11 protein-coding genes are annotated in these 10,310 nt (G+C 70.1%); 10 read left to right on the top strand and 1 reads right to left on the bottom strand.

Annotated features, from left to right (window positions below):
• From AC27VN_RS21075 to AC27VN_RS21060, 4 genes are all read left to right on the top strand, one after another.
• The coding region (locus AC27VN_RS21075) for a YeeE/YedE thiosulfate transporter family protein (RefSeq protein WP_490877772.1) at positions 1-474 on the top strand (474 nt) is incomplete at its 5' end.
• Between the two features lie 83 nt (positions 475-557).
• Complete coding sequence (locus AC27VN_RS21070) at positions 558-1,598, top strand: MerR family transcriptional regulator (RefSeq protein WP_490877771.1); 1,041 nt, start codon at positions 558-560, stop codon at positions 1,596-1,598.
• 50 nt (positions 1,599-1,648) lie between these two features.
• Positions 1,649-2,356, top strand: coding sequence for a phytanoyl-CoA dioxygenase family protein (locus AC27VN_RS21065; protein ID WP_490877770.1), 708 nt, complete (start codon positions 1,649-1,651; stop codon positions 2,354-2,356).
• A 62-nt stretch (positions 2,357-2,418) separates the two neighbouring features.
• Entirely contained in the window at positions 2,419-2,820 is a 402-nt protein-coding gene (locus AC27VN_RS21060) for a PaaI family thioesterase (protein ID WP_490877769.1), read from the top strand.
• A gap of 18 nt (positions 2,821-2,838) precedes the next feature.
• Here AC27VN_RS21060 and AC27VN_RS21055 read toward each other — a convergent pair whose 3' ends face one another.
• Positions 2,839-4,971 carry a M14 family zinc carboxypeptidase gene (locus tag AC27VN_RS21055; RefSeq protein ID WP_490877768.1) on the bottom strand — a complete coding sequence of 711 codons (2,133 nt, stop codon included), beginning with the start codon at positions 4,969-4,971 and terminating at the stop codon, positions 2,839-2,841.
• Between the two features lie 134 nt (positions 4,972-5,105).
• Here AC27VN_RS21055 and rrtA point away from each other — a divergent pair, with 134 nt between their 5' ends.
• From rrtA to AC27VN_RS21025, 6 genes are all read left to right on the top strand, one after another.
• The gene (rrtA, locus tag AC27VN_RS21050) at positions 5,106-5,702 is read left to right on the top strand and encodes a rhombosortase (protein ID WP_490877767.1); all 597 of its coding nucleotides are present in this window, start codon (positions 5,106-5,108) and stop codon (positions 5,700-5,702) included.
• A gap of 121 nt (positions 5,703-5,823) precedes the next feature.
• Positions 5,824-5,946, top strand: a complete 123-nt coding sequence (locus tag AC27VN_RS21045; RefSeq protein WP_256223059.1) for a hypothetical protein — start codon at positions 5,824-5,826, stop codon at positions 5,944-5,946.
• The gene (gene kdpF / locus AC27VN_RS21040; protein WP_057593567.1) at positions 5,943-6,041 is read left to right on the top strand and encodes a K(+)-transporting ATPase subunit F; all 99 of its coding nucleotides are present in this window, start codon (positions 5,943-5,945) and stop codon (positions 6,039-6,041) included. Before AC27VN_RS21045 ends, kdpF begins: the two co-directional genes overlap by 4 nt.
• 1 nt (position 6,042) lies before the next feature.
• Positions 6,043-7,848, top strand: a complete 1,806-nt coding sequence (kdpA, locus tag AC27VN_RS21035) for a potassium-transporting ATPase subunit KdpA (RefSeq protein ID WP_208509084.1) — start codon at positions 6,043-6,045, stop codon at positions 7,846-7,848.
• Between the two features lie 13 nt (positions 7,849-7,861).
• The gene (kdpB, locus tag AC27VN_RS21030) at positions 7,862-9,958 is read left to right on the top strand and encodes a potassium-transporting ATPase subunit KdpB (protein WP_093355182.1); all 2,097 of its coding nucleotides are present in this window, start codon (positions 7,862-7,864) and stop codon (positions 9,956-9,958) included.
• Positions 9,959-9,970: 12 nt separating this feature from the next.
• Positions 9,971-10,310, top strand: a 340-nt coding sequence (locus tag AC27VN_RS21025) for a potassium-transporting ATPase subunit C (RefSeq protein ID WP_490877766.1), incomplete at its 3' end; no start/stop codon positions are given.

Raw genomic sequence — 10,310 nt, 5'->3', positions numbered from 1 at the left:
CTGGTGGTGGCCGCCTGGTGGCTCAGCGGCCACTGGGCCGTGGTCGAGGAGCATCCGCTCACGCTCGAGCACGTGTTCCTCGCCACCAACTCCGGCCGCGCCGAGGCGCTGAGCTTCGTCACGCCCTTGGCCTATGCGCTCGACTGGCTGATGTTCTACAGCGACGCCAACAAGCTGCTGACCCTGGGCATCGCCTCGGTGGCCGGCGTGATCGTGGGGGCCGCCGCGCAGGCGCTGTGGGCGCGCGAGTTCCGTTGGGAGGGCTTCGCCGGCAGCGGCGACCTCGCGCATCACCTGGGCGGCGCCGTGCTGATGGGCATCGGCGGCGTCACCGCCATGGGCTGCACCATCGGCCAGGGCCTGAGCGCGCTCTCCACGCTGAGCCTCGCGAGCCTGCCGGCGATCGTCGGCATCGTCGTTGGCGCGGTGGCGAGCCTCAAGTACCAGGCCTGGCAGCTGCAGCGCGATCTTTGAGTGCGTTGCGCGCGCCATGCTTGACCCGGCCCCTGCGGCCACCTCGATAAACACGGCATCGCAGCAAACACCGAGGTGATCCCGTGACCCCTTCTTCCCGTTTCCTGAACCCGGCCGAGGCCGCGCGCCGGCTCGGAGTGTCCGCCAAGGCCCTGCGGCTGTACGAGCAGCGCGGCCTGCTGGTGCCGGCGCGCACGGCCGCAGGCTGGCGTTCCTACGGACCCGCCGAGATGGCGCGTGCCGCCGAGGTCGTCGCGTTGCGCGCGCTGGGCCTCAGCCTCGCGCAGGTGGCGCGCGTGCTCGAGGGCGATGCGCAAGGCCTGGCACCAGCCCTGGCGGCGCACCAGGCGGCGCTCGAAGCCAAGGCGCGAGAGCTCGACGCCACGCTGGAGAAAGTGCGTGGCCTGCGCGACGAACTAGCGCGCGGACGCCTGCCCGCGCCCGGCGAACTCGCGCGCCTGCTGCAGCCCGACACCCGGCCCGCGCTCGAGTTCGAACTGCCCTGGCCCTGGGGCGGCGAACGCTTCGCACTGAACGACATCCGCCCGATCAACCACATCGTCGGCCCGCTGGGCAGCGGCAAGACGCGGCTCGCGCTGCGCATCGCCGAGCGTTTTCCGGGCGCGGTCTTCCTGCCGCTGGACCGCGCCGAGGGCGATGCCACCGCCACGCGGTTGCGTGAAGACGCCGCCCTGCGATCGCGCGTCGATGCCGCGCTGGCCTGGCTCGTGGAGGACGGCGCCACCGGGTCCGAAGCCCTGGTCGCGCTGCTGGCCGGCCTCGAAGCCGAAGGCCCCGCCGCCCTCGTCGTCGACATGGTGGAGCAGGGCCTCGACCATGCGACCCAGGAGGCGCTGATCGCCCACCTGCGCCGCCGCGGCGCCGAGGCGCGGCCGCTGTTCCTGCTTACGCGCTCCAGTGCCTTCATCGATCTCGCGGCGGTCGGCGCGCACGAGTCGATCCTGCTGTGCCCGGCGAACCACAGTCCGCCGACCTATGTCGCGCCGTTCGAAGGCGCACCCGGCTACGAGGCTGTTGCCACCTGCCTCGCGACGCCCGAGGTGCGCGCACGCACGCAGGGGGTGATCGCGTGGCGGCCGAAGGTGGTGGATTCGGCTGACTGACGCCGGGCCGCCGGCGTGTTCCACTGTCGGCAGTTGTTCCCAATGCTTCCATGAACCCGACGCAGATCGATCATTTCAGGACCCACGGCTGTCTCCACCTCGAAGGCTTCCACCCGAAGCCCCGCATGGCTCCGCTGCGCCAGAAGCTGCGCGACGAACTCAAGCGCCTGGCCGGCGCCAAGGGCGGCCTGAGCGCGGTGCAGCGCCTGCCGCTGTTCCAGCAGATCGGCAAGCTCTCGGCGCTCGTGAACCTGCCCGGCCTGCATGAAGCCCTGGTCACGCCGGCGCTGCTCGATCTCGTCGCCGAGCTCGGCGGCCTCGCGTCGCCGCCCGCAGCGGGCCCCCAGGGCACGCAGCTGCTGCTGTCGCCGCCAGGGCAAGGCGACTGGACCCTGCAGGCCCTGAACTGGCATGTCGACCTCGCGGCGCGGCCGCAGGATCCGCTGCCCGGCGTGCAGGCCTTCTTCCTGATCGACGACGTGGCACCGCACGGCGGCGCCACGCTCGCGCTCGCGGGCTCGCACCGCATCGACACGCGGCGGCCGGCCTCGGATTCGCAACCCGCGCTGCGCGAGCTGCTCAAGGACCCGGCGGACCTGGAGCGCCGCCTGGGCGAGCAGGGCCTGGCCATCGTCGAGATGTGCGGCCGCGCCGGCGACGTGTTCCTGATGGACATGCGCGTGCTGCACACGCCCTCGGTCAATGCGACGAAGCAGCCGCGGATGATGGCGACCACGCGCTGCATCTTCGGCACCTGACGCGCCGGGACGAGACGCCGAGGCGTCAAGGCCGTGCGCATCGGCCACGCGAAAATCCCCGCATGGACATCGAAAAATTCCCGAGCGCGCTGATGCACACCATCGGCTTTTCGCAGCTGCTGCGCAGCGATGCCGAGGCCGGCCTCGCGCGCGTGCGTTTCGTGGCGCGGCCCGAGTTCGCGCACAGCAACGGCACGGTGGTGCAGGGCGGGCTGGTCACCGCATGGCTCGATTGCGCGATGGCCTTCGCGGTGAACGCGAAGGACGCCGCGGCCGGCCTCGCGAGCCTCGAACTCAAGATCTCGTTCCTCGACCGGGCCGACGTCGCCACTTTCGAGGCCGAGGCGCGCATCCTGCGCTGGGGCCGCAGCGTGGTGTTCCTCGAGGCCGACCTCTGGTCGCTCGATGGCCGGCTGATCGCGCGCGCCTCGTCCACCGGCAAGCTCGTGCGACGAGGCGCCTGAGCGCCCCGCCGCGCGCGATCAGCGACGACGCCGGCGCGCGACCACCAGGCCCGCCACGCCGAGCGCGGCCAGCGCCAGGTCGACCAGATCCAGCGCGCCGCCGCTCCTGCGGAAGGGGAACGCGATCGGCATCACCGGCTGTTCCGGCGTGACCTCGGGCGCGGCCTTGACGTTCAGGAACGCGGCCGACACCGAGCCGGGCTTGTCGTCCTCGTTGATGCCCTGCACGTAGACCATGTGGCGGCCCGGTGCGAGGCCCGTGGTGTCGAGCATGCCGCTCGCGGTCCGGGTCGCTTCCTCGAGGCCGGGGCTGGCCTGGTCCGAGGCCGAGAGCGCCAGCGGGATGCCGACCGCGCCGGCCTCCCACGGCAGCTTGCCGACATAGGCCAGCGCCGTCTTGATCTTCTTGACGACCGGCACCGGCGGCGCCGGAATGTCCGACTGGCCAGGCTTCGAATAGAGGTAGCGGTTGTCGTCCACGGTCGCGGTGACGAGCGCCTTCGTTCCCGCCTGCACGGCCTCGGCGGCGATCTTCACGTCGACCGTGTCCGGTCCCTGCGGCAACTGGTAGGGCCGGTACAGCACGCGGCTCAGGTAGTGGAAGCCGTTGAAGTTCTCGGGATAGACCTCCTTGTTGAAGTTGTCGCAGCTCTCGTAGAAGGAGCGGCCCATCTCCACCGTGTACGAAGGCGCGCCCAGGTAGCCGTAGACGGCGTCCTTGGTCGTTCCCTCGGTGTCGTAGCCGAGCACCTGCTGCGCCGAATACTTGTTGTGATAGGCCATGCGCTGCGCGATGGTGGCCAGCCCGAGGTTGTTGGGCGTCTGGATGTTGTTCTCGTTCTCGGAGCGCCGCACGCCCCAGGACCAGAGGATGGCGCGCGCCGCGCTGTGCAGGTCGATGAACACCCCGCCGCCGTAGTTCTCGTCGGCACCGGTCTTCCAGTCGAATTCGCCGGCACCGCCGTTGTCGCGGTTCTGCGCGTTGCAATAGGTCGCGCTCTTGGGCCGCCCGTCGGGCAGCGCGCCGCCCTCCCACTTGCAGGCGGCCTGGTTCCAGCTGCCGCGCACGTAGTCGAGCACCACCTGCGTCTCGGGCTCGGAGACGGCCGCGGTGCCGCGATAGTCCTCGGCGCACTGGTTGTCCGAAGCCCCGGGCCCGCCCGTGCGCCAGCCGAAGGGGTAGTTGCGGTTCAGGTCGACCCCGCCGCTGCGCGCCGTGCTGCAGGCGGCCGTGGCGTAGTTGGTGTTCTTGCGCTGCCGGGCCGTGATCTGCTGCTCGGCGATCGAGCGGCCGTCGGGGTTGTGGACGACGAAGTGGTAGCGGTTGGTGTCGAGCATCATGCGGGCGTTCGCATCGGTCTCGTAGTTGTCGAGCAACCACTCGATGTACTTCATGCCGACTTCCTGCGGGGCGTACTCGCGGGCATGGATGCCGCCGGTCCAGACCATGTTCGGCGGCTTCTGCGCCTGCGCGTCCTGCTTCTCGAAGTTGCCGGCCACGATCACGCGGATCGGGTAGGGCTCGGTGGGAAACAGGCTCAGGTTGAAGGTGTTGAGAACGCTCGCGGGCAGGTACTTGACCAGCAGGTTGACCCAGGACGAATTCGTGTTGTTGTCGGAGTCCGTGCCGGGCTTCTGGTACTGCCCGCCCATCCAGGTCTTGCCGAGGGTCTGCACCTTCACCAGCTTCGGGTACTTGGCGGCCAGCTCGTCGAAGCTGCTGTAGACCTGTCCGACGGTGCGGTAGCAGGCCGCGTGCGAACCGCCGTCGGAGATCTTCTTCGTGCCCGGCGTGGTGTCCGGTGCGGTCGAGGCCTGCTTGCCCACGCCCTTGGTGATGTAGTCGCGGATCCGGGCCGTCTCGGCCTCGTTGATCTGCACGGGAAGGCCCAGCATCCGCAGCTGCGCCAGTTCGCCCGGGCCGACCTCGGCCGACACCGTGCGGGCCTTCTGGTCCACGTAGGCATGGTCGAGCAGCCGGGTCAGGGCGTTGAGATCGTTGTCGCTGGCATAGGGCACGACGATCGAATAGACCTGGACCCAGTCGCCGGTGTCGGGCGATTGCGCCGACACCGGGTGGCCGGCCGCGATGGCGGCGGCGAGCACGATGGACCATTGCGTGGGACGTGAGATGCGATGACGGATCCTCATGACAATTCCCCTTGTTTTGTTGAACAAAAATTGGCCGACCACAGCTTGAAGGCCCATCGGCCGGGGTTCGATAGTGATTACCCGGATTCCGCGCGCGGGCAGGCTGTGGAAGTCGCGCCGATACACTGCCGCGCATGCAAGACCCGCCGTCCTCTTCGCCGGTGCCCGCGCGCTGGCGCGGCCCCGTCGTGCTCGCGAGCCTGATGCTCGCGCTGCAGGCGGGCGGCGAGCCGGTCTACGAGGCGCTGCGCTACGAGCGCTCGGCCGTGCTCGGCGGCCAGCTCTGGCGCCTGCTCACGGCACACCTGGTGCACCTCGGCTGGACGCATTGCCTGCTGAACCTCGGCGGGCTGGCCGTGTGCGCGGCGTTCGCGAAGGACCGCGCCGGCGCGCGCGCCTGGGCCGACGCCTTCGTCGCGCTGGCGCTCGGCGTGAGCGCCTTGCTGCTGGTGGCATCGCCCCGGGTCGCGGACTACGCGGGGCTGTCGGGCGTGCTGTACGGCCTGTTCGTCTGGGTGCTCGCGCCGCAGGCCTGGCGCGGCGACCTGCCGGCCCGGCTGGCACTGGCCGTCGTGGCGGCCCGCATCGGCTGGCAGCTGTGGAGCGAGCCCACCGAGGCACAGCGTGCACTGATCGGCGGCGAGGTGCTGGTGCAGGCGCATCTCTATGGCGCGGCATGCGCCGTGCTGCTCGTGCTCGCGCAGGCGCCGCGCAGCCGTTCCCCCGCCTGATCCAAAGCCGCCCCGGGCGGCGTTTTTACGCTTTCTTTACGGCCCCCCACCGACTCTTTCCCCCGTTTTGACGCGCATCTGCCGAGACTGCAATTCATCTTTTTGATAGCAGGAGTGATGCATGGACATCGTCTGGATGAGCGCCTTGCTGGCGCTATGGGTCGTGGTGGCGGCCATGGTCGTCGGGCTGAACCGGCTCGAGGGACCGAACCCGCCGGCAGCCAAAGAGGGAGACGCATCGTGATCGGCCTCGACGTCCTCTACGGCTTCGGCGCGCTGATCGCCGTGGTGCTGTTCGCCTACCTGGTTTTCGCGCTGATCTGCGCCGAGGAGTTCTGAGATGAGCGCCTCGGCCTGGGGCCTGCTGGCCCTCTTCTTCGCGCTGCTGCTGCTGCTGGCCTGGCCGGTCGGCAGGTTCCTCGCGGCGCTGTGCAACGAACGCGTGCCGCGCTGGATGGCGCGCGTCGAATCCCCGTTCTACAAGCTGGCCGGCGTGGCGCCGGCGCAGTCGATGAACTGGCGCGTCTACGCGATGGCGCTGCTGGCCTTCAACACGGTCGGCGCGATCGTGGTCTACGGCCTGCAGCGGCTGCAGGGACTGCTGCCGCTCAACCCGGCCGGCATGGGCGCGGTGTCGCCCGACTCGGCCTTCAACACCGCCGTGAGCTTCGTCGCCAACACCAACTGGCAAGGCTACGCGGGCGAGTCGACGATGAGCTACCTCACGCAGATGCTCGGCCTCACGGTGCAGAACTTCGTGTCGGCCGCGACCGGCATCGCGGTGGCGTTCGCGCTGGTGCGCGGCTTCGCGCGCCGCGGCGAAGGCCAGGGCAAGGGCCTGGTCGGCAACTTCTGGGCCGACATCGTGCGCGTCACGCTGTGGGTGCTGGTGCCGATCTCCTTCGTGCTGGCGGTGGTGCTGGTGGGCCAGGGCGTGATCCAGAACTTCGACGAGTACAAGGCGGCGACCACGCTCGAGACGACCGCGTTCCAGCAGCCCAAGGCCGGCCCCGACGGCCAGCCGCTGAAGGACGACAAGGGCGCGCCGGTGATGGAGGACGCCACCACCACGACGCAGACGCTGGCCATGGGCCCGGTCGCCTCGCAGGAGGCGATCAAGATGATCGGCACCAACGGCGGCGGCTTCTTCAACGCCAACTCGGCGCACCCCTACGAGAACCCGACCGCGCTGTCGAACCTGCTGCAGATGCTCGCGATCTTCCTGATCCCCGCGGCGCTGTGCTTCACCTTCGGCCGCGTGGTGGGCGACATGCGCCAGGGCTGGGCGGTGTTCGCGGCGATGGCGATCATGTTCGTGGTCGCGGTGATGGTGCTCACGCCCGCCGAGCAGGCCGGCAACCCGCTGCTCGGCCCGCTGGGTGTCGACCAGGCCGCGAGCACGCTGCAGTCGGGCGGCTACATGGAAGGCAAGGAAGTGCGCTTCGGCATCGACGCCTCGGCGCTGTTCGCCGCCGTGACCACGGCCGCCTCGTGCGGCGCGGTCAACCTCATGCACGACTCGCTGACGCCGATCGGCGGCATGGTGCCGCTGGTGCTGATGCAGCTCGGCGAGGTGGTGTTCGGCGGCGTCGGCTCGGGCCTGTACGGCATGCTGATCTTCGCGATGCTCGCGGTGTTCATCGCCGGGCTGATGATCGGCCGCACGCCCGAGTACCTCGGCAAGAAGATCGAGGTGCGCGAGATGAAGCTGCTGTCGATCGCGATCCTGGTGACGCCGATCCTGGTGCTCGTGGGCACCGCCATCGCGGTGGTCTCGGGCGCGGGCAAGGCCGGCATCGCCAACCCCGGCGCGCACGGCTTCTCCGAGATCCTCTATGCGCTGACCTCGGCCGCCAACAACAACGGCAGCGCCTTCGCGGGCCTGTCGGCCAACACGCCCTTCTACAACGCGCTGCTGGGCCTGGCGATGTGGTTCGGCCGCTTCGCGATGATCGTGCCGGTGCTCGCCATCGCGGGTTCGCTGGCCGCCAAGAAGCGTCTTCCGGTCACGGCCGGCACGCTGCCCACGCACGGGCCGCTGTTCGTTTCCCTGCTGATCGGCACCGTGCTGCTGGTCGGTCTGCTCAATTACGTGCCGGCATTGGCCCTCGGGCCGATCGTCGAGCACCTGGTGCTCTGGAAGTAAGGAGGAGCACGTCATGACCACAACCAAGACTTCCCTGTCGCTGTTCGACGCGGCACTGGTACGCCCCGCGCTGCGCGGCGCCTTCGCCAAGCTGAACCCGCGCACCCAGTGGCGCAACCCGGTGATGTTCATCGTCTACATCGGGAGCATCCTCACCACGCTGCTGTGGATCCACACGCTGAGCTTCCCGGGCGACACCGGCATGTCGCCGACCTTCGTGCTCGCGGTCACCGTGTGGCTCTGGTTCACGGTGCTGTTCGCCAACTTCGCCGAGGCGCTGGCCGAGGGCCGCAGCAAGGCCCAGGCCGCCTCGCTGCGCGGCCTGCGCAAGGACACCTGGGCCAAGAAGCTGGCCGAGCCGCAGCGCGATGCGAAGTGGCTCCCGGAGCAGGCGCCCAACCTGCGCAAGGGCGACGTGGTGCTGGTCGAGGCCGGCGACGTGGTCCCGCTCGACGGCGAGGTGATCGAAGGCGTGGCCTCGGTCGACGAGAGCGCCATCACCGGCGAATCGGCACCGGTGGTGCGCGAATCGGGCGGCGACTTCTCGGCCGTGACCGGCGGCACCCGCGTGCTGTCCGACTGGCTGGTGGTGCGCATCGCGGTGAACCCGGGCGAGTCCTTCCTCGACCGCATGATCGGCATGGTCGAGGCCGCGCGCCGCCAGAAGACGCCCAACGAGATCGCGCTGACCATCCTGCTGGTGGCGCTCACGCTGGTGTTCCTGATGGTCACGGTCACGCTGCTGCCGTTCTCGGTGTTCAGCGTGGAAGCCGCGGGCGCCGGCACGGTGGTCTCGCTGACCGCGCTGGTCGCGCTGCTGGTGTGCCTGATCCCCACCACCATCGGCGGCCTGCTGTCGGCCGTGGGCGTGGCGGGCATGAGCCGCATGATGCAGGCCAACGTGATCGCGACCTCGGGCCGCGCGGTGGAAGCCGCCGGCGACGTCGACGTGCTGCTGCTCGACAAGACCGGCACCATCACGCACGGCAACCGCCAGGCCAGCGCCTTCCTGCCGGCGCCCGGCGTCACCAAGGCACGCCTCGCGCGCGCCGCCATGCTGGCCTCGATGGCCGACGAGACGCCCGAGGGCCGCAGCATCGTGGAGCTCGCGCGCCGCGACGGGCTGGAACCGGCGCCGGTCGAGGACGCGCGCTTCGTGGCCTTCACCGCGCAGACCCGCATGAGCGGCGTCGACCTGCCGGCCGCGCCGAACAGCCTGGACACCGATCCCATCGTGCTGCGCAAGGGCGCGGTCGAGGCGGTGCGCCGGCACGTCGAGGCGCTCGGCGGCACGATGGCGCCCGAGCTGCTGCGCGCCTCCGAGGAAGCCTCGCGCCGCGGCAGCACGCCGCTGGCGGTGGCCGAGGGCGACCGCGTGCTCGGCATCGTCGAGCTCAAGGACATCGTCAAGACCGGCATCAAGGAGCGTTTCGCCGAGCTGCGCCGCATGGGCATCAAGACGGTGATGATCACCGGCGACAACCGGCTCACCGCCGCCGCCATCGCGGCCGAGGCCGGCGTGGACGACTTCCTGGCCGAGGCCACGCCCGAGGACAAGCTGGCGCTGATCCGCAAGTACCAGGCCGAGGGCCGGCTGGTCGCGATGACCGGCGACGGCACCAACGACGCGCCCGCGCTCGCGCAGGCCGACGTGGCGGTGGCCATGGGCAGCGGCACGCAGGCCGCGAAGGAGGCCGGCAACATGGTCGACCTGGACTCGAACCCGACCAAGCTGCTCGAGGTGGTGGAGACCGGCAAGGCGCTCTTGATGACGCGCGGCTCGCTGACCACCTTCTCGATCGCCAACGACGTGGCGAAGTACTTCGCGATCATTCCCGCGATCTTCGTCTCGACCTATCCGCAGCTCGCGGCGCTCAACGTGATGCGCCTCGCGAGCCCGTCGTCGGCGATCCTGTCGGCGGTGATCTTCAACGCGCTGGTGATCGTGTTCCTGATCCCGCTGGCGCTCAAGGGCGTGCGCTACCGGCCGGTGGGCGCCGCCGCGCTGCTGCGCCGCAACCTCGCCATCTACGGCCTGGGCGGTCTGCTCGTTCCCTTCATCGGCATCAAGCTGATCGACTGGCTGCTGGTCGCCATTCACCTGGTCTGAGGAGTCCCCATCATGAGCAACACCACCGGCGGCATCGTCCGCCCCGCCATCGTCGTCTTCGCGCTGCTGAGCGCGCTCACCGGCCTGATCTATCCGATGGCCGTCACCGGCGCCGCCAAGGCGGCCTTCCCCGCGCAGGCGGCCGGCAGCCTGATCGTGCTCGACGGCACCACCGTCGGCTCGAAGCTGATCGGCCAGAACTTCAGCGACCCCAAGCACTTCTGGGGCCGCCCCTCGGCCACCGCGCCGCAGCCCTACAACGCGAGCGCCTCGGGCGGCGCGAACCAGGGTCCGCTGAACCCGGCGCTGACCGATGCCGTGAAGGCGCGCGTGGAAGCGCTGCGCGCGGCCG

The organism is Variovorax sp. 20P10.2.4, assembly GCF_058244205.1.
This window is presented reverse-complemented; position numbering and strand designations above follow the sequence as displayed.